The sequence below is a fragment of the Pseudonocardia sp. genome, from assembly GCF_025465255.1.
Lineage (GTDB): Bacteria > Actinomycetota > Actinomycetes > Mycobacteriales > Pseudonocardiaceae > Pseudonocardia.
Genome location: NZ_JAODNI010000154.1, coordinates 1 through 22,575 on the forward strand (window position 1 = coordinate 1; position 22,575 = coordinate 22,575).

General features: G+C 73.3%; 20 protein-coding genes. 7 read left to right on the top strand and 13 right to left on the bottom strand.

What is annotated here, in order from left to right:
- Positions 1-441: 441 nt before the first annotated feature.
- Complete coding sequence (locus tag JWP64_RS18530) at positions 442-1,392, top strand: carbon-nitrogen hydrolase family protein (RefSeq protein WP_297498773.1); 951 nt, start codon at positions 442-444, stop codon at positions 1,390-1,392.
- A gap of 5 nt (positions 1,393-1,397) precedes the next feature.
- On the opposite strand, the gene ptsP is transcribed toward JWP64_RS18530, so the two are convergent.
- From ptsP to JWP64_RS18545, 3 genes are read right to left on the bottom strand one after another with little or no spacing between them, the layout of a single operon-like run.
- A complete protein-coding gene (ptsP, locus tag JWP64_RS18535; RefSeq protein ID WP_297498776.1) occupies positions 1,398-3,860 on the bottom strand; it encodes a phosphoenolpyruvate--protein phosphotransferase in 2,463 nt (820 codons plus the stop codon).
- Between the two features lie 3 nt (positions 3,861-3,863).
- Positions 3,864-4,529, bottom strand: coding sequence for a dihydroxyacetone kinase subunit DhaL (gene dhaL, locus JWP64_RS18540; protein ID WP_297498778.1), 666 nt, complete (start codon positions 4,527-4,529; stop codon positions 3,864-3,866).
- A gap of 1 nt (position 4,530) precedes the next feature.
- Positions 4,531-5,532, bottom strand: coding sequence for a dihydroxyacetone kinase subunit DhaK (locus JWP64_RS18545; protein ID WP_297498868.1), 1,002 nt, complete (start codon positions 5,530-5,532; stop codon positions 4,531-4,533).
- Between the two features lie 266 nt (positions 5,533-5,798).
- On the opposite strand from JWP64_RS18545, the gene JWP64_RS18550 reads away from it, so the two are divergent.
- From JWP64_RS18550 to JWP64_RS18570, 5 genes are all read left to right on the top strand, one after another.
- A complete protein-coding gene (locus JWP64_RS18550) occupies positions 5,799-7,385 on the top strand; it encodes a sugar ABC transporter ATP-binding protein (protein ID WP_297498781.1) in 1,587 nt (528 codons plus the stop codon).
- Complete coding sequence (locus tag JWP64_RS18555) at positions 7,385-8,479, top strand: ABC transporter permease (RefSeq protein ID WP_297498784.1); 1,095 nt, start codon at positions 7,385-7,387, stop codon at positions 8,477-8,479. The genes JWP64_RS18550 and JWP64_RS18555 overlap by 1 nt, the downstream gene beginning before the upstream one ends.
- A 113-nt stretch (positions 8,480-8,592) precedes the next feature.
- Positions 8,593-9,531, top strand: coding sequence for an ABC transporter permease (locus JWP64_RS18560; protein ID WP_297498787.1), 939 nt, complete (start codon positions 8,593-8,595; stop codon positions 9,529-9,531).
- A 55-nt stretch (positions 9,532-9,586) separates the two neighbouring features.
- Positions 9,587-10,744, top strand: a complete 1,158-nt coding sequence (locus JWP64_RS18565) for a sugar ABC transporter substrate-binding protein (protein WP_297498790.1) — start codon at positions 9,587-9,589, stop codon at positions 10,742-10,744.
- A 199-nt stretch (positions 10,745-10,943) separates the two neighbouring features.
- Positions 10,944-11,342, top strand: coding sequence for an SgcJ/EcaC family oxidoreductase (locus JWP64_RS18570; RefSeq protein ID WP_297498793.1), 399 nt, complete (start codon positions 10,944-10,946; stop codon positions 11,340-11,342).
- Here JWP64_RS18570 and JWP64_RS18575 read toward each other — a convergent pair.
- Positions 11,339-11,689 carry a hypothetical protein gene (locus tag JWP64_RS18575; protein WP_297498796.1) on the bottom strand — a complete coding sequence of 117 codons (351 nt, stop codon included), beginning with the start codon at positions 11,687-11,689 and terminating at the stop codon, positions 11,339-11,341. The two genes, JWP64_RS18570 and JWP64_RS18575, sit on opposite strands and share 4 nt — an antisense overlap.
- Positions 11,690-11,884: 195 nt before the next feature.
- Between JWP64_RS18575 and JWP64_RS18580 the strand changes: the two genes are divergently transcribed.
- The gene (locus tag JWP64_RS18580) at positions 11,885-12,607 is read left to right on the top strand and encodes a hypothetical protein (RefSeq protein ID WP_297498799.1); all 723 of its coding nucleotides are present in this window, start codon (positions 11,885-11,887) and stop codon (positions 12,605-12,607) included.
- A 38-nt stretch (positions 12,608-12,645) separates the two neighbouring features.
- Here JWP64_RS18580 and JWP64_RS18585 read toward each other — a convergent pair whose 3' ends face one another.
- The 9 genes from JWP64_RS18585 to JWP64_RS18625 are packed head-to-tail and all read right to left on the bottom strand — an operon-like array spanning position 12,646 to position 22,508.
- Positions 12,646-13,431, bottom strand: coding sequence for an enoyl-CoA hydratase-related protein (locus JWP64_RS18585; protein WP_297498802.1), 786 nt, complete (start codon positions 13,429-13,431; stop codon positions 12,646-12,648).
- Complete coding sequence (locus JWP64_RS18590) at positions 13,428-14,519, bottom strand: acyl-CoA dehydrogenase family protein (protein WP_297498805.1); 1,092 nt, start codon at positions 14,517-14,519, stop codon at positions 13,428-13,430. The genes JWP64_RS18585 and JWP64_RS18590 overlap by 4 nt, the downstream gene beginning before the upstream one ends.
- Positions 14,516-15,655: an acyl-CoA dehydrogenase family protein gene (locus JWP64_RS18595; RefSeq protein WP_297498808.1), complete on the bottom strand. Its 1,140-nt coding sequence runs from the start codon at positions 15,653-15,655 to the stop codon at positions 14,516-14,518. Before JWP64_RS18595 ends, JWP64_RS18590 begins: the two co-directional genes overlap by 4 nt.
- Positions 15,652-16,938, bottom strand: a complete 1,287-nt coding sequence (locus JWP64_RS18600; RefSeq protein WP_297498811.1) for a CoA transferase — start codon at positions 16,936-16,938, stop codon at positions 15,652-15,654. The genes JWP64_RS18595 and JWP64_RS18600 overlap by 4 nt, the downstream gene beginning before the upstream one ends.
- A complete protein-coding gene (locus tag JWP64_RS18605) occupies positions 16,935-18,029 on the bottom strand; it encodes an ABC transporter ATP-binding protein (RefSeq protein ID WP_297498820.1) in 1,095 nt (364 codons plus the stop codon). Before JWP64_RS18605 ends, JWP64_RS18600 begins: the two co-directional genes overlap by 4 nt.
- Positions 18,026-19,030 (bottom strand): ABC transporter ATP-binding protein, encoded by a 1,005-nt coding sequence (locus JWP64_RS18610; RefSeq protein WP_297498824.1) that lies wholly within the window; start codon positions 19,028-19,030, stop codon positions 18,026-18,028. Before JWP64_RS18610 ends, JWP64_RS18605 begins: the two co-directional genes overlap by 4 nt.
- On the bottom strand, positions 19,027-19,926 hold the full coding sequence (locus tag JWP64_RS18615) for an ABC transporter permease (RefSeq protein WP_297498827.1): 900 nt from the start codon (positions 19,924-19,926) through the stop codon (positions 19,027-19,029). Before JWP64_RS18615 ends, JWP64_RS18610 begins: the two co-directional genes overlap by 4 nt.
- Positions 19,923-20,867 carry an ABC transporter permease gene (locus JWP64_RS18620; RefSeq protein WP_297498830.1) on the bottom strand — a complete coding sequence of 315 codons (945 nt, stop codon included), beginning with the start codon at positions 20,865-20,867 and terminating at the stop codon, positions 19,923-19,925. The genes JWP64_RS18615 and JWP64_RS18620 overlap by 4 nt, the downstream gene beginning before the upstream one ends.
- A gap of 51 nt (positions 20,868-20,918) precedes the next feature.
- The gene (locus JWP64_RS18625; RefSeq protein ID WP_297498833.1) at positions 20,919-22,508 is read right to left on the bottom strand and encodes an ABC transporter substrate-binding protein; all 1,590 of its coding nucleotides are present in this window, start codon (positions 22,506-22,508) and stop codon (positions 20,919-20,921) included.
- Positions 22,509-22,575: the final 67 nt, after the last annotated feature.

Sequence of the window (22,575 nt, forward strand, 5' to 3'; positions counted from 1 at the left end):
CAACATGGGAATGGTCCCGTAGCTTCGGCTACGGGACCATTTCTGCATTCTCGGGGAACGATTCCGGCGCGGGCGTAGCCGCGTGAGCGGCACTTTCGTGCCGGCCTGGCGCGCGAGAGCGCCGTTCACGCAGAAGGCTGTACGTCCTCCCAGCAGAAGAGCCGTTCGTGATGCTGATGATCGGTACCGAGTCGGACGGCGAACGGCTGCGATGTTCCTATCCAGGCCGAGCTGTGCACAAGATCGGCAGTCTTGCCGTCTGACTCCGGGCCGCGGCCACGACCGAAGTGCTCTCATCGTTCAGCCGCTTCTGAATCCGTCCGGTGCCCAGACCCGCTCCGTCGTGTTCTATCCCGTCGTGATGGATGACCATCACCCGGCTACCGGACGCCGCGTCCCTCCTGTGAAGATTCGGGCGTTCGGCGAACGAGAGGGACAGGGATGAGCACGACGGATCCGTCGGAGGCGCGGCGGGTCGCCGCCGTCCAGATGCAGGCCGTGCTGGGCGACGTCGACGCGAACCTCGAGCAGGCGGGGCGGCTGGTGTCCGAGGCCGCACGCGACGGCGCCGAGTGGATCGCCCTGCCGGAGTTCTTCACCAGCGGGGTGGCGTTCCTGCCGTCGGTCGCCGCGGCGGCGCAGCCGATCGACGGGCCCGCCGTGCAGGCGATGCAGAGCTGGGCCGCGGCGTACGACGTCCTGCTCAGCGGCAGCCTCCTGGTGCGTGACCCCGACGGTGAGGTGCGCAACGCCGTTCTGCTCGTGGACCGCACCGGTATCCGCGGCCGGCACGACAAGGACCTCCCGACGATGTGGGAGAACGCCCTGTACGTCGGTGGTTCGGACGACGGCGTGGTCGTCGTCGACGACACCACGATCGGGCTGGCGGTCTGCTGGGAGCTGACGCGCCGACAGACGGTCACCCGCCTCGCCGGCCGCGTCGACGTGGTGCTCGGCGGAAGCGGCTGGTGGACGGTCCCGCGCTGGCAGCCACGTCGGGTGTTCGACGCGTGGGACGCGGCCAACACTGCGCGGGCGACCGAGGCACCTGCGCGCTTCGCCCGGCACGTCGGGGCTGCGGTGGTGCACGCGTCCCACAGCGGCGAGGTGGCGTGCCCCATGCCCGGGCTGCCGCCGCTTCGCTACCGGGGAGGCTTCGTGCCCGCCACCGGTGTCTGGTCCGCCGACGGGACCGTCCTCGCGATGGCTCCCACGCCGGAACCGCAGGTGGTGGTCGCCGACCTGCCACTGCGCCGCTCGGCTCCGGTGCCGCCGCCCGGCTCGTACTGGCTGACCCCGCCCGGGCTGCTGCCGCTGTTCGCCTGGCACCAGCAGCGCTGGCACGGCCGGCGGTGGTACGCGAAGCACCAGCGCTCCGCGCCCGTCGCCTGAGGCCCTCAGTCCGCCGGGCTGATCAGTTCCCGGACGCGGGCGGGGCCGTCGGCGGCCAGCGCTCGCGCGGCCAGCGCCGCGGCCGCTCCGCGGTCCACCGCCCGCACCGCCTGCTTGATTCCGGGCACCGCGGCCGGGCCGACGCTCAGCTCCCGCACACCGAGCCCGATCAGCACCGCCGCGGCGTGCTCGTCCGCGGCGAGCTCACCGCACACCGCGACGAGCGCGCGGCCCTGGGCGCCGCGGCAGACGAAGTCGATCAGCCGCAGCACGCCCGGGTCGAGTGGGTCGCCGAGCCCGGCCACGGCAGGGTTGCCGCGCTCCGCGGCCAGCGCGTACTGCGTCAGGTCGTTCGTCCCGATGCTGAAGAAGTCGACGTGCGGGGCGAAGGACGCGGCGCGCAGGGCCGCCGCCGGAACCTCCACCATCATCCCGACCTGCAGGTCGGGTGGGGTCCCGCGCCCGACCGCCGCGATCGCCTCATCGAGCAGGCGCCGGGCGTCGAGCAGCTCCTCGCACGTGCTCACCATGGGGAACATCAGGCTGACCGGAACGTCGTGGGCGACCCGCACGACGGCGAGCAGCTGGTCGGCCAGCAGCTGGGGCCGGGCCAGCGAGAGCCGTAGCCCCCGCACGCCGAGGAACGGGTTCGCCTCGACCGGTCCGGGCAGGTAGGGCAGCGGCTTGTCCCCGCCGACGTCGAGGGTGCGCAGCGTGATCCGCCTGCCGCCGAACGCCTTCGCGATCTCCCGGTAGACGCGCTCCTGCTCGTCGACGTCGGGGGCCTGCGTCCGCCCCAGGAACAGGAACTCGGTCCGCACGAGACCGGCCAGGTCCGCTCCGGCCGCAGCGGCGGCCCGGGCTTCGGCGGGCGACCCGACGTTCGCGCCCACGAGGACGTGCACACCGTCGCCGGTCACGGCCGGCGACGCGGACTCGGCGAGCGCGTGGCGGTTCCTCTCGGCGAGGGCGGCGCCTCGCGCCCGGAACCGGCCGGCGATCTCGGGGGAGGGGTCGACGACGAGCTCGCCGGTCCCGCCGTCGACAGCCAGCAGCGTGCCGGGGTCGAGACCGAGGACGGCCGGGCCCGCACCGCAGATCACCGGGATGCCGCGGGCGCGGGCCAGGATCGCGCTGTGCGCGGTCGGGCTGCCGAACGCGAGCACGATCGCGACGACCCGGCCGGTGTCCAGCGCCGCCACCTCGGCCGGGGCCAGGTCACCCGCGACCACCACGCCGCTCAGGTCCGGCGCGGTCCCCTGCTCCCCGTGCAGCGCGCGCAGGACCTGCTGCCCGAGGTCGTACACGTCGGCCGCCCGCGCCCGCAGGTACGGGTCGGCGAGGGCCTCCAGCTCGCCCGCCACCCGCAGGACGGCGGCGCACCACGCGGGCTCTGCCGCCCGGCCCGCGCGGATCCGTGCGCGGGCGTCGTCGAGCAGGTCGGGATCGGCGAGGAGGACGAGATGGGCGTCGAAGATCGCCGCGGCGTCGGTGTCGGCGTGCCCGGCGATGTCGTCGCGGACCCGCCGGATCTCGCTCTGCGCGGTGGCCAGGGCGTCGTCGAGCCGGGCGAGATCCGCCTCCGGGGAGTCCGTGCCGGCGTCGGGCACGTCGAAGGTGTCCCCCGAGGTGTCGGACGCGTGTGGCAGGGCGGCGGGGCCCACCCCGATGCCGGGGGCGGCGCCGAGGGGCCCTCCTCGGTGATCCGTCAAGGCCGGTGACACGGGCTCCGGGTCCGTGGCCGACTCGCCGAAGGCGTCGGCGGCCAGCGCGACCAACTCGTCGAGACACGTGCGGGCCTGCGGCCCGTCGGCACGCACCTCGACCTCGTGACCCTGCAGGACGGCGAGGGTGGCCACCTTGGACAGGCTCGTCGCGGGCACCCACGCCGAACCCGCGGTCGCGTTGCGTAGGTGCACCCGGGCATCGAGCGCAGCCACCCGGCGCACGAGGCGCGCCGCGGGGCGGGCGTGCAGTCCGTGGGCGTTGGTGACGAGGAAGGATCCCTCGATCCCTCCGGGATCGGCGTGGGAAGCCGGTTCCGCCGGAGCCGGGGCCGGAGCGGTCCCGACGTGGGACTGCTTGGCCTGCAGCGCCCCCTCGGCCTCGGCCGCGACCTCGGTGGGGGAGCAGCCCCCTGCGGCGGCGACGGCCGCCACGACCAGCCCCTCGACCAACGGCGCCGCGCAGAGCAGGGTGCGCTCCCGCACCTCGTCGTCGAGCATGTCCAGCGCCAGCTCGGCCGAGAGCACGGCGCTACCCAGGTCCGTGAGCACGACGACGCCGTCACCCCGGTCGGCGTCGGTCACCGCGTCGAGGATCTGCACGGCATCGGTGCCGAACGTGGTCGCATCCAGCCCGGCGGCGACGACCATCCGCACGTCCTGGTCGTGGACCATCTCCCCGGCCAGGGCCACGGCCGCGTCGGCCAGCGCGCGGCTGTGGGACACCACGACGATCCCTGTCATGGCTCAGGCCTGCCCGTCGGCGCCCGTGCCGAGCGCGGCCACCGCTGCCTCCACGAGCAGCGTCGCCGACGCCGAGCCGGGATCCTGGTGACCGATGCTGCGTTCGCCCAGGTAGCTGGCCCGGCCCTTGCGGGCGACTCGGCCGGCGGTGTCGTCGCGGCCCGCCGCTGCGGCGGCCGCGGCCGCCGCGAGCGCGGTGTCCAGCGGGGCGCCGGACGCCAGCCGGGCCTCCAGCGCGTCGACCGCCGGGGCCAGGGCGTCGACCATCGTCTTGTCGCCGATCTCGGTGCGCCCGCGAGCGGCCACGCCTTCCAGCCCGGCGCGCAGGGCCTTCGCGAATCCGGCGGCGTCGAGCGGACCGGCGTCACCGGCCGCGGCGGCCATGCGCAGGAACAGGGTGCCGTAGAGCGGGCCCGCGGCGCCGCCGACGGTGCTCACCAGGGTGCGACCCACGAGCTTCAGCAGCGGTCCCGGTTCCGTGCCGGCGTCGGCGTCGATCGCCGCGACCACTGCAGCCATCCCGCGGTGCATGTTGGATCCGTGGTCCGCGTCGCCGATCTCGGAGTCGAGGGCGGTGAGGTGGTCGCTGTTCTCGGCGACCCGGAGGCCGAACTCGTGCAGCCAGGTCCGCAGCGCGCGGCCGTCGATGGTGGTGCTGGTGTCGGTCATGTCACATCCCCCAACGCAGAGCGGCCGTGTGGACGGGTGCGTCCCACAGCGAGATCAGTTCGTCGTCGAGCTCGAGGACCGTGAGTGCGGCCCCCGACTGCTCAAGCGACGTGATGAAGTTGCCGACGATGCGGCGGACGGGCTCGACGCCCGCGTCGCGCAGGCACCGGTCCACCTCGCCGTAGAGCAGGTGCAGCTCCGAGGACGGGGTGCCGCCCATGCCGCTGAGCATCGCCAGCACCGGGGCGCCCGGTGTGGGCGCCAGGTCGGTCAGCACCTCGGAGACGATCAGCGCGGCGAGCTCCCGGGCGCTGCGCATGGGTACGCGCCGACGCCCGGGCTCGCCGCTGATGCCGATGCCCAGTTCGATCTCCCCGTCGGGCAGCGTGAAGATCGGCCGGCCGGCCACGGGCGGCGTACACGAGGACAGCCCGACCCCGAACGAGCGGGCGCGGTGGACGACGCGGCGCGCCACGCCCGCGACGACGTCCAGCGCCTGCCCGCGCTCGGCCGCGGCCCCCGCGAGCTTCTCGACGAGCACGGTCGCGCCGAGCCCGCGCCGGCCGGCCGTGCCGGGCGTGTCGAGGACCGCCACGTCGTCGTTGACCACGACGGTCTCGACGGCCGCTCCGTCGATGGCGGCCAGTTCGGCGGCCATCTCGAAGTTCATGACCTCGCCGGGGAAGTTCTTGACGACGTGCAGCACGCCGGCGCCGGCGTCGGCCGCGTGGGTGGCGGCGAGGATCTGGTCGGGCACGGGGGAGCTGAACACCTGGCCCGGGGCTGCGGCGTCGAGCATCCCGTGGCCGACGAAACCGGTGTGCAGGGGCTCGCATCCCGAACCGCCGCCGGAGATCACGCCCACCTTGCCGGGGACCGGCCCGTCCGCCCGGACGACGATGCCGTTCGCCGTGTCGTAGCGCAGGACCCCGGGGTGGGCGGCCGCGAGGCCGACGAGGGAGTCCCGGACCGCCTCACCGGGGTCGTTGAGGAACTTGCGCATGGTGGCCGTGGGCAACACGACGCCTCCTGTCGATCCGAGAGGATGAGTGCGCGCCCTGGCGCGACGATGCGGGGAGCAGGTTCTCAGGTGATCAGACCACTTGGCCCGGGTCGGCGTCAACGAGCCGTCGAAACCACGGCTGCGAGGGCGGCCGACTAGGCCGTTTGCAGCATTGACGGCCTGCGAGGGCCGCATTTATGGTCTGCGTCACTCTCATTGGTCAGACCACCTGGTCACCAGGTGGCCTCATAGGCGAGGCGGGCGACATGCCTGATCGGGACACGCAGGAGCCGGGGCCGCAGGAGCTGCTCCGGGTCGAGGGCGTGGTCAAGCACTACCCCGGGGTGGTGGCCCTGAGTGGGGTCTCCCTGGACGTGCGAGCGGGAGAGATCCACGCCCTGCTCGGGGAGAACGGTGCCGGCAAGTCGACGCTGATCAACGTCCTGTCGGGTACCACCCAGCCGACGTCGGGCCAGGTCCTCGTCGCCGGCGAACCGGTCCAGCTGCGGCGTCCCCGCGACGCCCAGGACCTCGGCATCACCACGATCCACCAGGAGCTGTCGCTGGCACCCGAGCTGACGGTGCTGCAGAACATCTTCCTCGGCCGGGAGCTGCGCCGTGGGCCCTTCGGCCGCGGCCTGCTCGACGAGCACGCCATGAGCGCGCGCGTGCAGGGCGTCATCGCCGACTTCGGCCTGACCGAGCGCGACCTGCGCCGTCCCGTGGGCGAGTTCGGGGCGCTGACCCAGCACGTCGTGGAGATCATCAAGGCGCTCGCGTTCGACGCCCGCCTCGTCATCCTCGACGAGCCCACCTCCGGCCTCGCCGAGGAGGAGCGCGTCATGCTGTTCGACCACATGCGCCGGCTGCGCGAGCGCGGCATCTCGCTGGTCTGGGTCACCCACCGCCTCGACGAGCTCTACGGGCTGGTCGACCGGATCACCGTGCTGCGCGACGGGCGCACCGTGGCGACGACCGACACCACGGAGTCGACGCCGGCGGACCTGGTCCGGCTGATGGTCGGGCGGAAGACCACGTCGCTCGGAGTGATCGCCGAGGGCCGGACGCCCGCCGAGCGGCCGGCCGACCCCCGGGCCGAGGTGCTGCGCCTGGAGAACGTCTCCCGTCGCCCGGTGCTCCGGGGTGTGAGCCTGACGATCGCCGGCGGCGAGATCCTCGGCGTCGCCGGGGTTGCCGGCGCGGGCCGCACCGAGCTGGCGCGGGCGATCCTCGGAGCCGACCGGATCGACGGCGGCCGCATCCTGGTCGACGGGGAGCCCGTGCGGATCCGGCACCCGCGCGACGCCTACCGGCTCGGCATCGCGATGGTTCCGGAGGAGCGCAAGACGCTGGGCATCCTGGCCGACTTCCCGCTCGACAAGAACACGACCGTCTCCCGGCTGGGCAAGGTGGCGCGGCTGGGGCTGATGCTCGACCGTCGCCGGGAGCGGGCCGTGACCCGCGACTACATCGACGAGCTGGGGGTCCGGACCACCGGCGCCGGCGAGCGGATCCGCAACCTCAGCGGCGGCAACCAGCAGAAGATCGTCATCGCCCGCTGCCTGTTCACCGGGCCACGGTTGATCATCTTCGACGAACCGACGCAGGGCATCGACGTGGCGGCCAAGGCCGAGGTCTACCGGCTCATCCACCGTTTCGTCGCGGGTGGTGGCGCCGCGCTGGTGATCTCCTCGGAGATCCCGGAGCTGCTGCACGTCAGCGACCGCATCCTGGTGATGCGCGAGGGGGCGATCGCGGGTGAGGTCCGGCCGGACCTGCGCGGCGACGACCTCGAGGCCGACGAGCGGGTCTCCGCCGAGATCATGTCCCTCGCGGCCCGGAGCGTGGCGTGATGCCCGCGTCCCGTCGCCTGGCCCGCGCCTTCGCCGTCGAGGGCGTCGCGGTCGCCGTGATCTTCGTCGGCATGGTCGTCTTCTTCTCGCTGGCGAGCCCGTTCTTCCTCACCGGCGGCAACATCGCCAACCTGCTGGTCGAGACGGTGATCATCGCCCTGCTCGCCGCCGGCATGACGTTCGTCCTGGTGGTCGGGGGCATCGACCTCTCGGTGGGCTCGGTGACGGGCCTGAGCGCCGCCACCACGATGTGGGCGCTCATGTCGGGGCTGCCGCTGCCGGTCGGCCTGCTCGTCGGGATCGGGACCGGCCTCGTGGCCGGGGTCGTCAACGGCGCCGTCATCGCACTGCTCGGGGTGAACGACTTCATCGTCACGCTCGCGATGCTCAGTGTGGGGGCCGGGCTGCTGCAGGTGGTGACCTCGGACGTGCAGCTCACGGGCGTGCAGTCCGACGCCTTCGCGTGGCTGACCCAGGGGAGCGTCCTCGGCCTGCCCGCTCCGGTGCTGATCGCCGTCGTCGTGGTGCTGGTGCTCGAGTTCGTCCTGGTCGCCACCCCGTTCGGGCGCTCCGCCTACGCCGCCGGCATCGGGCCGCGGGCTGCCGAGCTGGCCGGGGTGCCGGTCCGGCGGGTGCGGTTCGGGGTCTACGTGCTCTCCGGTGCCTGCGCGGGCGGGGCGGGCGTGCTGCTCGCCTCGAAGCTGAACTCCGTGCAGTCGGGCCTCGGCAGCGGCTACGAGCTGACGGCCATCGCCGCCGCCGTCCTGGGTGGGATCAGCCTGGCCGGCGGGCGCGGCAGCGTGTGGCGGGCGGTGCTGGGCGCGGTGTTCCTCGGCACGCTCGGCCAGGGTCTGCAGATGCTGGGCGTCGACCCGCTGTGGTTCACGATCGTCACCGGTCTGTCCATCGTCGCCGCCGTCGCGCTCGATCGGGTCGTCGGGCGAGTCGCGCTCTCGCGGCTGCTCGGCGCGGACCGACCGACCGGCGGGCCCGCCGACCCGAGCACCCCCCTCCGCGACGCGGCCCTCGAGAACGAGGATCCCCGATCTGTCCAGCCGCTCGCCGGCTCCGCCCGAGAGGCACGAACGTCATGACCTCGCTGACCACATCCCCGGCGACCTCGCCCGGAACCTCACCGACATCTCCCACTGTGCGCCGCGGACCCGCCGGCCTGCTCCGCGAGGTCGTACGGCGGCCGAGCGCCGGTGTGGTTGGGCTGCTCGTGCTCATCTGCGCCGTGATGACGTTCCTCGCGCCGTCCTTCCTGACCTACGGCAACTGGTACAACCTCGCCCAGCAGATGGTGTTCGTCGCGCTGCTGGCGATCGGGATGACGATCGTGCTCATCACCGGTGGGATCGACCTGTCGGTCGGCTCGGTGCTCGGCCTCAGCGCGGGGGTGATGGCCTACCTGGTCAACCAGGGCATGATGTTCGGCCTCTGCCTGCTGCTCGCCGTCGCCGCCGGGGCGGCCCTGGGCCTGGTCAACGGGCTGGTGGTCACCAAGCTCGGCATCCCCGACTTCGTCGCGACGCTCGCCATGCTCGGTGTCGCCGGCGGCCTGCTGTACCTGTGGACCGGGGGCGTGCCGTTCACCGGTTTCATGATCCCCGTCTACGACACGCTGGGTGGCGTGACGCCGCTGGTCGGCGACCTGACCGCCCCGATCCTCGCGATGGCGGTGATCGCGGTGGTCGTCGCGTTCATCATGCGCCGCACGAGCTTCGGACGGCACGCGTACGGGGTCGGCGGCAACCGCGAGGCCGCGCGGCTGTCCGGCGTGGACGTGGGCCGGGTGCGGGTCACCGCCTACGTCCTCAGCGGCACCCTCGCCGCCTGCGCGGGCGTGCTGCTGGCCGGGCGCACCACGGCCGTCGCGCCGACCATCGGCGTCGGCTACGAGATCCAGGCCATCGCCGCGGCCGTCATCGGCGGTGCCGCGCTGGCCGGTGGCCGGGGCCGGGTCCTCGGCGCCGTGCTCGGCGCGCTGACGCTCACCGTCGCGAGCAACGTCATCAACCTCGCCTCCGTCAGCCCGACCTGGCAGCCGGTGGCGGTCGGCACGATCCTGCTGGTCGCCGTCGGGCTCGACCGCGCGAGCGCCTCTCTCTCCCGCCGGCTCGGCCGTGCCGCCCCGTCGCGGTGACGGCCCCCGCCCGCACCCGCCGCACCCCTCTCCGATCTCCGTCCTGGAGGACGCCGTGAACGACCCTTCCCTCCCGCCCGCCGCCGGCTCACGGCGGTCCTTCCTGCGCCGGGCCGCCCTGGTCGGTGGCGCCGTCGGCTCCGGCGCCCTGCTCTCGGCCTGCAGCTCCAAGCAGGTCTCGGCCGCGTCCGCCGAGGGGGGCGGCGGTGGCACCGGCCTGGGCGGCGGGGGCGCCTACCAGGGGGCCGTCCGCAGGATCGTGAACGGGCGCACCGTGCAGATCGGGTGGACGCCGCCGGTCCTGTCGGAGTGGTACAGCCAGATGGAGGCGGCCGCCTTTCGCCGGATGGGCGAGTACGAGGACGCCTACGGCGTTCGCTGGAAGTGGGAACGGGCCTCGCCGACGGGCAACTTCAACGCCGTCGAGCAGCAGGTGCAGACGGTGCAGAGCTGGGTGCAGCGCAAGTTCGACGTGGTCCTGGTCTGCACCGGCGCCAACTTCGCCACCATGCAGGGCGTCTACAGCAAGGCGCTGGCGGCGGGCACGAAGATCTACCAGTTCAACCAGCCCGTCGAGATCTATCCGGTCGAGCAGCTGCAGGCGATCTCGAGCATCGGCTACGACAACCGCTGGCAGTCGGGTTACCTGTGCGGCAAGTACATCGCCGAGAAGCTCGGCGGTCAGGGCAAGATCCTCGAGATCACCGGGCCCCCCGGCTCGGACTGGTCCGCCGCGCGCCAGATCGGCTTCGAGAAGGCACTCGGCGAGCACCCCGGCCTCACCGTGGCCGGCACCGCGAACGGCGGCTACCTGCGGCAACAGGGTCTCAGCGCCACCCAGGACCTGCTCACCCGGGACCCGGACATCCAGGCGATCTGGGGCGAGAACGAGGACATGGCCCTCGGTGCCTCGCAGGCTCTCGACGCCCGCGGCATCAAGCAGTGGGACGGCAAGGCCGGCGTCGTGGTGGTCGGTGCCGACGGGCTGGTGTCCGGCATGCGGTCCATCCGCAACGGCAAGCTGACCGCGAGCATCGACGTCGGCAGCGTCGACCAGGCCATCACGTTCATCGACACCGTGTTCCACAACGCCGTGCTCGGCGAGACGGTCGCCAAGATCGTGAACGTGCCGACGCGGGTGGTCGACAAGGGCAACGTCGACTACGCCGAGGCGTACCTGCAGTGGGCGCTCGGGAACACCCGGAAGTACTGACCGCTGCCCGGCCGTCGACGGCGGTGCGGCCTTCGCGCGGGCGCCGCCGTCGAGGCTCCCGTCCCGCAAGACGTACCGAATGCGAGCCGGCAGCGGCCGTCTCGCGGTACCGCCCCGTCGTCGCAGCTCCTACCGTGCCCCTCGCCGTCAGCGCGCACCCGATGGGGTGCGTCTCGGTCACAGGTAGGGGGAGATTCGAATGGTCCAGGCCGACAGCGGGATCCGTACCGAGATCGATCAGGTCAACAGGCGGTTCGAGGAGGCGCTCGAGCAGGGTGATGCGGCCGCGGTCGGGTCGGTCTACACCGACGACGCTGTGCTGTTGCCGCCGAACGGGCCGATGACCAACGGCCGCGACGCCATCACGAAGTTCTGGCAGGGCGTCATGGACATGGGCCTCCGGGGAATCGAGTTGAGAACCCTCTCCTTCGTCCAGGACGGTGACGACGCGGCGCATGAGATCGGTACCGCGTCACTCGCGATCAAGCCCGAGGGTGGTGAGCCGATGACGGACTCCGTCAAGTACGTCGTGGTGTGGCGCCGGGAGGCCGCGGGGGAGTGGAGGTTGGCCGTCGACATCTGGAACGGCGACAGCTAGCGGTGGGAGATCGGCTCGACGGCGGCGCGCCGCAGCAGGGCGTAGGCGGTGCCCAGCCCTGCACCGAACGCGTAGTGGATGACGAGCGTGCCCTTCACCCGCTCGTCACGGGTCGCGGGGCGATGCGCCACCGCCCGCGTCACGGAGTCGACGATCAGCGCAGGGGGCGCGTTGTCGGGGTGACCGGTCGGATCGGCCCCCACCATCTCCTTCTGCTCGGGCTTCGGTGGCCAGAGCCGCTCGGTGATCTGCTGCAACCGCGGCTCACTGAGCGCCTTGATCCAGGCGGCGACGACGCCGGTCGCCGCGCCGGCGGCGGCCACCGCTGCACTCCGTGGTTGGTTCATCGGTGGCGGCTACCTTCTGGGTCGGGGTGTCCGTGCCGGGGGTGGTAACCATCGGAGCTGCGCGTAAACGGAACCCGTCGAGGGCCCGGGTAGCGGCCTGGCCGTAGAGCGGACGAGGCGGGATCGCGGGGCGGCGTGGGAGTATCCGTCGGGCCCCTCACCGGGACCGCGCGCTCGGAACGTGAGGTGGATGTCGTGGCGGACCTCAACTTCTACTTCGATCCGGTCTGCCCGTTCGCCTGGATGACCAGCAAGTGGGTCCGGCAGGTGATGGCGGCCCGGGACTACACGGTGGAGTGGCGGTTCATCTCCCTCCGCCTGCTCAACTCCCACATCGACTACGACGCTCACTTCCCACCGGAGTACGAGGCGGGCCACACGTCCGGCCTGCGCATGCTGCGGGTCGCGGCGAAGGCCCGCGCCGAGCTCGGGCCCGACGCGGTCGACCGGTTGCAGGCGTCGTTCGGTGAGCACCTCTTCGAAGTCCCTCCGCCGCCGGACGCGCAGGAGCGGGCCCGCCCGGACGGCTCCCCGGAACACGTCGTCCGGGTGCTGGAGGACGTGGGGCTGCCGGTCTCCCTGGCCGAGGCGCTCGACGACCCGTCGTGGGACGCAGTGATCCAGGCCGAGACCGATGAGGCGCTCTCACTCACCGGCCGTGACGTCGGCACGCCGATCCTGCACGTCGACCCCCCGCACGGCGTCGCGTTCTTCGGGCCGGTCATCAGCCGCCGGCCCTCGGACGAGGAGGCCGTGGAGCTGTGGGACCACGTCCTCGGGCTCGCCCGTTTCGGTGGCTTCGCCGAGCTCAAGCGCAGCCTGCGGGAGCGGCCGCAGCTACCCTCGTTCGGCGTCTCCTCCGACACGGCGGGGAGGGAGGAGGACTGGCACCAGGGCAGCCGCCGGCTCAAGCACTGAGCCGAACCGCCGCGTGACGGCCCGGTGGTGCGATCACGTCAGCGCGCCTTCCAGACCGGCGCCCGCTTCTCGACGAACGCCGCCACGCCCTCCACCCGGTCCTCGCTGGTGTACGGGTCCGGTCCGACGCCGAGGCGCAGCGCCGAGGACAGCGGCAGCTCCCCGCCCCTCCCGATCGCGGCCTTGTACCGGCGCACGGTCAGCGGAGCGTTGCCGGCGATCCGCCGGGCCAGTGCGTCGGCCTCGGCCGCGAGCTCGGCGCCCGGCACCACGCGGTTCACCAGGCCCCAGCGCTCCGCGTCAGCGGCACCGAGGTCGTCCCCCGTGTAGAGCAGCTCGTAGGCGATCCCGCGGGGCACGATCCGGGAGAGCAGGTGCACCCCGAAGTTCGCCCCCATGCCGCGCTTGGCCTCGGGCAGCCCGATCCGGGCGTGGTCGGCGGCGAGGCGGATGTCGCAGGCCAGCGCGAGCTCGCAGCCGCCACCCATGGCCCAGCCGTTGATCGCGGCGATCGTCGGCTTGCCGCACTCGAGCACCGTCTCGAACACGTTGCGGGAGAAGCCGGCCATCGGGCGCAGGCCCGGCCCGGGTCCGGTGTCGTTCTCCCGCACCTCCTTCAGGTCGACGCCCGCGGAGAACGCCTTCCGCCCGGCGCCGGTGAGGACGACCGCCCAGACGTCGTCGTCGGCGTCGAACCGGTCGAAGGCCCGCACGAGGTCGGCCTGCAGCCCGGTCGAGAGGGCGTTGAGCCGCTCGGGCCGGTCGAGGGTCACCGTGGCGACGCGGTCGGCGACCGCCACGACGAGGCCGTGTTCGGTCCTCACGCGACGGCCCCCCGCGCGATCGCCGGCCAGAGCGCGTCGGCGCCGGCGTCGGCCAGGGCCGCGCCGAGCCGGGTGCTCCAGAGCAGTTCGCCGCCGTACTCCTCACGCCACGACCAGAGCCGCCGGGTGAGCTGGCCGAGCTCGTACTCCCGGGTCATTCCCATCGCGCCCGTCGCCTGGTGCGCCGCAGCGGCGACGAGACCGGCCGCCTCGGAGGCGACGGTCTTCGCGGCGGCGACGTCGAGGAACCACGGCCCACTCGCGGTGCCCCCGTTCGCCGCGGCCACCCGGGCGGCCATCCGCACGGCCTCGGTCTGCTCGGCCAGCTTGACCAGGTGTGCCGCGACGGCCTGGAACCGCGCCACCGGACGGCCGAACTGCCGGCGCTCGTTGGTGTAGGTGACGGTGATGTCCAGGACCCGCCCGGCGGCGCCGGCGATCAGTGCCGCGCGGGACAGCGCGCCGCGGAGCAGGAGCGCGTCGTGGTCGACGCCCGCGGGTGCCTCGGCGACGGCGTCGACGGCGACGTCGTCCAGATGGACGGTGTCGCGGGGCTCCCCGGCCAGGTTGACCCCGGGCTCGATGTGGGCCGTCGCCGGGTCGAGGGAGATCACCTGCAGACCGTCGGGGGAGTCGGCGAGCAGGACGACCCGGCTCGCCTCGCGGGCCCACGGCACGCGAGCGGCGCGGCCGGACGCGGCCCAGCCGGAGCTGGTCCGCTGCACGGTGACCGTGGCGGGCGCGTCGACGGACCGGGCGGTCGGCGCCGTCGTCACCGGCCCCGCCGGGACGTCCAGTCCGGCCGACGCCGACATCCAGCCCGCCAGCAGCCCGGTCTCGGCCACCGGCAGCGGCGCGGCGTACCGCCCGACCTGTTCCAGCACCGCGCAGGCCTCGGCGACGGTCCCGCCGACCCCGCCGCGCTCCTCGGGCACGGAGATCCACGGGAACCCGCCCTCGGCGAGCCCCGCCCAGAGCTCCGGTGCCCAGCCCGTCCGCTCGGCGGCCGCGACGGTCTCCTGGGTGCAGCGGCCGCGCAGCAGCTCGCCGACCGCCTCCGCCACCAGCTCGGTGTCGCCGCGGCTCATCGCCGTGCCCCCGTGAGCCCCTTGGCCGCGATGCTCCGGAGCACCTCGGTCGTCCCTCCACGGAGCGTGAACGCCGGGGCCGTCTGCACCGCCTCGGCCAGCAGACGTTCGAACATCCGCGCCCCGCCCGGGTCGATCTCCTGACCGGCGACGTGCCGCAGCACCTCCACCACCTCCTGCTCGTAGAGCGTCCCGATGTCCTTGACCAGCGCCGCCTCCACCGCGGGCGCCGCACCGCGCTCCAGCGACCGCGCGACGGCCAGGGAGAGCTGCCTGATCGTCCAGAGCTTCGCCGACGCCCGGCCGACGGCGGCGCGTTGCGCGTCGTCGAAGGACTCCCCGAACTCGGTGACGAAGGCCTTGAGCAGCCCGAACACCGACAGGTAGCGGTCGGGACCGGAGCGCTCGTAGGCCAGCTCCGAGGTGACCTGGTGCCAGCCGGCGCCGACCTCGCCCAGCACCCGGTCGTCGGGGACGAAGACGTCGTCGAAGACCACCTCGTTGAAGTGGTGACCGCCGTCGAGGTAGTGGATCGGCGAGACCTTCAGCCCCGGCGCGTGCAGGTCGACGATCAGCTGCGACAGCCCGTGGTGCCGGTCCTCCGCGGGGGAGGTGCGGCACAGCACCACGAAGAAGTGGTTGAGGTGCGCGGCGCTGGTCCAGATCTTGGTGCCGTTCACCAGCCAGCCGCCGTCGACCTTCGTGGCCGCGGTGCGCACCGACGCGAGGTCCGAGCCGGCGTCCGGCTCGCTCATCCCCAGGGAGAACCAGCACTCCCCGGCGGCGATGCGCGGCAGGAACCACTCGCGCTGCTCCTGCGTGCCGAACGCCAGCAGCGTCGGCGCGGTCTGCCGCTCGGCCACCCAGTGCGCCAGGATCGGCGCCCCCGCGGCCAGCAGCTCCTCGACCACGACGAACCGTTCGACGGGCGTCGCGCCGCCGCCGCCGTACTCGGTCGGGATCGCCATCCCGACCCAGCCGTGGGCGGCGAGCTTCCGGGAGAACTCCGGGTCGTGCCGACCGCCGAGACCCAGGCCCGGGCGGAAGTCCGGCGGGAGCTCGGCGGCGAGGAACTCCCGGACGTCGCGGCGGAGCCGTTCCTCGGCGGGGGTGAGCTCGGTGGGGGCGAAGATCATGCGCTGCTCCTCGTGCGGTCGGTGACAGCGGTCGGGCCCGGGACGGCGTGCACGGCGGCGCCGGAGCGCACCAGCCCGTCGACCTCGGCGGCGGTGAGGCCGAGCTCGCGGAGCACGGCGGTGGTGTGGGCGGCGAACGCCGGGGACGGGCGTGCCGGTTCGGACGGGGTGTCGCCGAAGCGGATCGGGGTGCCGAGCGCGCGGTAGCGGCCGATTGCCGGATGGTCGAAGTCGGCGACGAGCCCCTCGGCCTCGACGTGCGGGTCGGCGAGCACCTCGTCGAGGGTCCGGACCTCCGCGCACGGCACCGCGACGGCGCGCAGCTCGGTGATCCACTCCGCGCTGGTCCGGGTCACGAGCAGCTCCGCCAGCCGCCGGCGCACGACGTCGGGATCGCCACGCAGCCGCTCCACCGGCAACCCCACCACCGCGGCCAGCCGCTCCTGCGTCGGCGGGCTGCCAGCGCCGACCGCGATCGCGCCGTCGGCGGTGCCGAAGACGCGGTAGTGCCCGGTGAGCGTGAGCTTGTCGGTCTGGTGCGCGGCCCGGGCGGCGTTGATCGTGTCTCGGCCGGCGCCCTGCCGGCGCAGCCGCGGGAGCTCCTCGGCGACGAACCCGGCCCGCCACCCGTCGACGGCGTCGACGTGCGAGAGCTGATTGTTCTGCATGGTCATCGCGGCTCCGAGCAGCGAGACGTCGACCTGCTGGCCCCGGCCCGTGCGGTCCCGCGCGAGCAAGGCCATCGACACCCCGGCGAGCAGGAGCAGCGCCCCCGCGTAGTCCGCGACCTGCACCTCGCTGTGCCGGGGCACGCCGCCGTCCTCCGCCCCGAGGGCGGCGAGGAGTCCGGAGTGGGCCTGCAGCACGACGTCCATCCCGGGCAGCCCGGCGTCCGGGCCGACCGTCCCGTAGCCCGAGACCAGCCCGAGCACCAGCCGCGGATGCCGGCGCGAGAGCGTCGCCCAGTCGAGGCCGCGCCGGGCCACCGCGGCCGGGCTCATGTTCACCAGCACCACGTCCGCGATCCCGACGAGCCGGTCGACCACCTCGGCCGCGTCCGGGTGCCCGAGGTCGAGGGCCACGGACTCCTTGCCCCGGTTCTTGATCGCGAACTGCCGGCTCTCCAGCGGCGCGAGCTGCAGCGTGCGCCGGTAGGAGTCCCCGTCCGGCGGCTCGACCTTGATCACCCGGGCTCCTGCGTCGGCCATCAGCTGACCGCAGAACGGCACGGAGACGAACTGCCCGAACTCGACGACGGTGATCCCGGTGAGCGAGCCCGTCACGGTGCGTCCCGCACGGCGGCGGGCACCACGTCCGGCGACCCGTCCCGTTCGGCCCGCACACCGGCCGCGTCGAGGGTCCTCCCGGCGAGCGTCGGCCCGCTGGTCTGCAGGTGGCAGGCGACCTCGCCGCCGCCGTCGACCGGGGTCGTCGCCGGCGGGGCCTCGCGGCAGACGTCCATCGCGTAGGGGCAGCGGGTCGCGAACGCGCAGCCGGGCGGCGGATCGGCCGGGTCGGGCAGGTCGCCGGAGAGCAGCATCCGCGTCCCGGTCCCGGCCCGACGCGGGTGCGACGCCGGGATCGCCGAGAGCAGCGCCTGCGTGTACGGATGTGCGGGGGAGTCGTAGACGCGGTCGGTGGGCCCGGTCTCGACGACGTGCCCCAGGTACATGACCGCGACCTCGTGCGCGATGTGCCGCACCACGGCCAGGTCGTGCGCGATGAACAGGTACGACAGCTCGAAGCGTGCGCGCAGGTCCTCCAGCAGGTTGATCACCTGGTTCTGGGTGGACACGTCCAGCGCGGACACCGCCTCGTCGCAGACGACCAGGCTGGGGTTGAGCGCCACGGCCCGCGCGATCGCGACGCGCTGACGCTGCCCGCCGGAGAACTCGCTGGGGTAGCGACCGGCGTGCCCGGCCGGCAGCCCGACGACGTCGAGCAGCTCCTTGACCCGGCGCTCGGCGTCGCGCCGGGACAGGCCCTCGTGCTCGCGCAGGGGCTCGGCGATGCTGTCGCCGATCACCGCGCTCGGGTCGAGCGAGGAGTACGGGTCCTGGAACACCATCTGCATGTCCCGCCGGGCCTGGCGCAGGGCCCGACCGCGCAAGGCGGTGAGGTCCCGGCCGTCGAGGCTGACCCGGCCGCTGCGCACCGGGACCAGCCGCAGTGCCGCGCGGCCGAGCGTCGACTTGCCGGAGCCGGACTCGCCGACCAGCCCGACGGTCCGCCCGCGACCGACCTGCAGGCTGACGCCGTCGACCGCCCTGACGACCCTCCCGCGGCCGCGCGGGCCGGGAGAGCCGAACGTGACGCGGAGGTCCTCGATCTCGAGCAGCGGACCCGTCCCGGGGGTCGTTCCGGCAGTGTTCACCGTGCACCTCGCAGGGTCAGCTCGTCGTGACGGTGGCAGCGGGACAGGTGCCCGGAGCGGGCGGTGACCAGCGGCGGTGGCTCCCCGCACGCGTCGACCGCGTAGCCGCAGCGCGGCGCGAACCGGCACCCCTGCGGCATCCCCCAGGGCTCCGGCGTGCGCCCCGGGATCGACGAGAGCCGCTGCCCGCGCGAGCCCAGCTGCGGCATCGCGGCCAGCAGGCCCTCGGTGTACGGGTGGCGGGGATGGTCGAAGAGCTCGACGGCGTCGGTCTGCTCGACGACCTGCCCGGCGTACATGACGACGACCCGCTCGCACACCTCGGCGACCACGCCCAGGTCGTGCGTCACGAGCAGCACGGACATCCCGAGCTCCTGCTGCATCCCGGCGAGGAGCTCCAGCACCTGCGCCTGGATCGTCACGTCGAGCGCGGTGGTCGGCTCGTCCGCGATCAGCAGCCGCGGTTCGCAGCTCACCGCCATCGCGATCATGGCGCGCTGCCGCATGCCGCCGGAGAACTCGTGCGGGTACTCGTCCGCGCGGCGCCGGGCGTGCGGGATGCCGACGAGGTCGAGCACCTCCACGGCGCGGTCCCGGGCGGCCCGGCGCGAGACGCCGCGGTGCAGCCGGACGGCCTCGGCGATCTGGTCGCCGACCCGGAACGCGGGGTTGAGGCTGGTCATCGGCTCTTGGAAGACCATCGCGACCTCGTTGCCGCGCACCGACCGCAGCTCCCGCTCGGACAGCCCGAGCAGGTCCCGGTCGCCGAGGGTGACCGAGCCGGACGCGACCCGGCCCACGCCGCGGGGCAGCAGTCCGAGCACGGACAGCCCGGTGACGGTCTTCCCGGAACCGGACTCGCCGACCAGCCCGACGATCTCCCGCTCGCCGACCGAGAACGATGTGCCGGCCACGACGGTCGACCAGCCATGGTCGGTGGCGAACTCGACGCGCAGGTCGTCGACAGCCAGCAGGGTCGTCGTGGCGGTGGGGGCGCTCATGAGTCCGCCTTCCGGGTCCGGCGGCCGAGCGCGTCGCGCAGCCCGTCGCCGATGAGGTTGAACGCGAGCGTCGCCAGCGCGATCGCGACGCCGGGCCAGAACACGAGCAGCGGCGTCGAGCGGATCTCCTTGAACCCGCTGCCGAGCATCACGCCCCAGCTCGCGGTGGGTGGGATGACGCCGAGGCCGAGCAGGCTCAGCGCCGCCTCCGCCAGCAGCGCGGCCGCGAGCATCACCGAGACCTGCACCAGCACCGGCGACGCCACGTTGGGCAGCACCCGGCGCGGGATGATCTTCCAGGCGGGGGTGCCGATGCTGATCGACGCCTCGACATAGGTCTCCGCGCGGACCTGCAGCGTCGCGGCGCGGGCCACGCGGAAGAGCCGGGGCGCGTAGACGATCCCGAGCGCGATCATGGCGGTCTGGAGGCCGGGTCCCATCGCGGCGATGATCGCGATGGCCAGGATGATCGCCGGGAACGTCATGAGGACGTCGCCGATCCGGCCGAGGACCCAGTCCGGCTTCCCGCCGACGTACCCGGCGAGCAGGCCGAGCGGCACCCCGATCACCGTGGCGATCGCGACGGCGGTCGCGGCCGCCAGCAGCGAGACCCGGCCGGCGTAGAGCAGCCGGCTGAGCGTGTCCCGGCCGAGCGAGTCGGTGCCGAGCCAGTGGTCTGGAGTGGACAGCGACAGCCGGCGCGGGACGTCGATGGCCTCGGGGGAGTAGGGCGCGATCAGCGGGGCCGCGAGGGACGCGGCCACGAGCAGCGCGAGGACGACCAGCGCGACGAACGCGGGCCGGTTGTCCCGGAAGCGGCGCCAGAACCCGGGCCGGGTCGGCGCGACCGGCGCGGTGCGGGCGAGGGCGGCTGTGGTGTCGGCCGTGGTGGTCATGACTGCCGGATCCTCGGGTTGAAGTAGCCGTAGGACAGGTCGACGAGCAGGTTGATCAGCAGCACCAGGGCCGCGACGACGAGCAGCACGCCCTGGACCATCGGGAAGTCCCGGGCGAACACCGAGGTGTAGGCGAGGCTGCCGAGCCCGGGCAGCGCGAACAGCTGCTCGATGACGACGGTGCCGCCGATCAGCCGGCTGGCCTCGAGGCCGAACGCCGTCACCACGGGGATCGCGGCGTTCTTCAGGGCGTGCTTGCCGACCACCCTGGCCGGGGGCAGCCCCTTCGCCGTCGCCGTGCGCACGTAGTCCTCGCGCAGCACCCCGGTCATGCCGGCCCGGGTCTGCCGGGCGATCACGGCGGCAGGGGCCAGCCCCAGCGCGGTGGCCGGGAGGAACAGATGGAGGAACCACTGCAGCGGGTTCTCGTGCAGCGGGGTGTACCCGACGGCCGGGAAGATCGTCAAATTGATCGCGAACAGCAGCACCAGGATCATGCCGACCCAGAAGTACGGGACGGCCACGCCGAGGCTCGCGGCGAACGTCGCGACCCGGTCGACCCAGGTGCCCGGCCGCATCGCCGCCAGCACGCCGACGGCCACCCCGAGGACGAGCGCGACGGTCAGGCTGAGCAGCGCCAGCGACAGTGTCGCGGGCAGCCGGGCGAACACGGCACCCGCCACGGACTGGCTGGAGAACAGCGACTGCCCGAGGTCGCCGCGCAGCACCCCGGTGAACCAGTGCCAGAACTGCAGGAGGAACGGGTCGTTCAGGCCGAGGCGTTCGCGGACCGCCGCGATCTGCTCGGGGTCCGGGTTCTCCCCGGCGAGGGAGACCGCCGGGTCCCCGGGGACGAGCACGATCAGGCTGAAGACGCAGAAGCTGACGACGACCAGCATCGGGATCGTGAAGGCCAGCCGCCGGACCAGTAGGCCGAGCATGGGACTACCTCCTCGTCGAGGTGTCGAGCCGGGATGGGTGGGCGTGCCGGGTCACGGGTTGATCGCCACGCCACGAAGCTGGCGGGACGCGTCGGCGTAGATCTCGACCCCGCCGACCTTCGGGTTCAGCACGAACGGCGTGGTCAGGTTGCACAGCGGGATGTGCGGGGCCTGGACCTCGGCCACGCGGTCGAAGAGCTTCGTGAACTCCGGCGCCCGGTCGGCCGGCGTCGCGCCGCGGGCGGCGGCCTCGTCGGCACGGATGATCTCCGGGTCGGTGAACCCGCCGGGGTTGTTGAAGCCGTCGGGCCGGTAGTACTCGGCGGTGAGCACGCTGGGGTCCGACTCGGCCTTCTGCTCGAACAGGATCGCGTCGACGTTCTTGGCGACGGAGAAGTCCTCGGCCAGCTTGTTGATGTCCACGGGGGTGATCGACATGGTGATACCCACCTCGGCGAGGTTGGCCTGCATGACCTGCGCGATCTGCTGGTAGACGTCGAGGTTGATGACCTCCATGTCGAAGGAGAAGCCGTCGGGCAGGCCCGCCTCGGCGAGCAGCCGTCTCGCCCGTTCCGGATCGTGCTCCGGCGGCGTCACGTTCTTGGACGAGGCGTAGTAGAAGTCCGGGAACATCTGGCCGGCCGGCTGGCACAGGCCGCTGACCAGCAGGCTGATCGACCTCCGGTCGATCGCGACGTTCATCGCCTGCCGGACCTTCTCGTTGCCGAACTCCGAGCGCGCCGTGTTGAGGTTGAGCGTGTAGCTCGACAGCGACGGCTGCTGGCAGATCGTCAGCCCGGACTCCTGCGCCGGGCGGAGCATGCTGGCCCGCAGGAACGTCAGGTCCGCGGCGCCGGTGGTCACGGCGTTGAGCCGCGCGTTGTCGTCGCCCGAGATCAGGTAGGTCATCTTCGCGACGCGCGCCCCCGCGGGGTCCCAGTAGCCGGGGACGCGCGTGTACTCCACGCGGTCGCCCGGCACGTAGCGGTTCATCGAGTACGGTCCGGACCCCCCGGTGGGTTGGATGTCCTCGCCCGGGCGGTCGAACGCGGCGGGGCTCATCATCATCCCGGCCGACCCGCCGAGGATCGTGATCAGCGGCCCCGCCGAGGAGTCGGTGACCAGCCGGACCGTCCGCGCGTCGAGAACCTGGACGTCGGTCAGCGAGGCGAGGCGGTTGGCGTTGAAGGAGCCCTCGAGGTCCCGGTGGCGCAGCAGGTTCGCGCGGACGGACCCCGCGTCGAACGGGACGCCGTCGTGGTAATGCCAGCCGCCGATCAGTCGCATGTCGACGGCGCGGCCGTCGGGCGAGAGCGTCCAGGACTCGGCGAGCATCGGCTCGGCCTCACCCGCGGCGTTGACGTGCACCAGGCTGTCGTAGACCGGGTACAGGTACATCTGGCTGTTGTTGGTGGTGATCTTGTCCGGGTCGAAGCTGGTGTTGTCGACCGTGTAGATCCACGTCAGCTCGGCGTTCGCGTCGGCGCCCCGCGAGACCGGTGGGCAGTCGACGGGGCCGGTGTCGGCCTGCGGGATCGCGCCCGTCCCCGCCCCGCAGGCGGTGGCGACGAGCAGGAGCAACGGCAGCAGCAGCGCCGCGACGCGGCGCGGGACCGGCGAGCGGGTGGGGGACGTGCGCACTGGGACCTCCTTGTCCTGCGTGGCACCCCGGTGAGTGCGTGACGTCGGGGAACGGCGTCGTGCCTCA

What these genes read in the sequence shown, in the direction of transcription:
- JWP64_RS18530 (WP_297498773.1), top strand. Translation starts at nt 442, where the DNA reads ATGAGCACGACGGATCCGTCGGAGGCGCGGCGGGTCGCCGCCGTCCAG.
- ptsP (WP_297498776.1), bottom strand. Translation starts at nt 3,860, where the DNA reads ATGACAGGGATCGTCGTGGTGTCCCACAGCCGCGCGCTGGCCGACGCG.
- dhaL (WP_297498778.1), bottom strand. Translation starts at nt 4,529, where the DNA reads ATGACCGACACCAGCACCACCATCGACGGCCGCGCGCTGCGGACCTGG.
- JWP64_RS18545 (WP_297498868.1), bottom strand. Translation starts at nt 5,532, where the DNA reads ATGCGCAAGTTCCTCAACGACCCCGGTGAGGCGGTCCGGGACTCCCTC.
- JWP64_RS18550 (WP_297498781.1), top strand. Translation starts at nt 5,799, where the DNA reads ATGCCTGATCGGGACACGCAGGAGCCGGGGCCGCAGGAGCTGCTCCGG.
- JWP64_RS18555 (WP_297498784.1), top strand. Translation starts at nt 7,385, where the DNA reads ATGCCCGCGTCCCGTCGCCTGGCCCGCGCCTTCGCCGTCGAGGGCGTC.
- JWP64_RS18570 (WP_297498793.1), top strand. Translation starts at nt 10,944, where the DNA reads ATGGTCCAGGCCGACAGCGGGATCCGTACCGAGATCGATCAGGTCAAC.
- JWP64_RS18575 (WP_297498796.1), bottom strand. Translation starts at nt 11,689, where the DNA reads ATGAACCAACCACGGAGTGCAGCGGTGGCCGCCGCCGGCGCGGCGACC.
- JWP64_RS18590 (WP_297498805.1), bottom strand. Translation starts at nt 14,519, where the DNA reads ATGAGCCGCGGCGACACCGAGCTGGTGGCGGAGGCGGTCGGCGAGCTG.
- JWP64_RS18595 (WP_297498808.1), bottom strand. Translation starts at nt 15,655, where the DNA reads ATGATCTTCGCCCCCACCGAGCTCACCCCCGCCGAGGAACGGCTCCGC.
- JWP64_RS18610 (WP_297498824.1), bottom strand. Translation starts at nt 19,030, where the DNA reads ATGAGCGCCCCCACCGCCACGACGACCCTGCTGGCTGTCGACGACCTG.
- JWP64_RS18615 (WP_297498827.1), bottom strand. Translation starts at nt 19,926, where the DNA reads ATGACCACCACGGCCGACACCACAGCCGCCCTCGCCCGCACCGCGCCG.
- JWP64_RS18620 (WP_297498830.1), bottom strand. Translation starts at nt 20,867, where the DNA reads ATGCTCGGCCTACTGGTCCGGCGGCTGGCCTTCACGATCCCGATGCTG.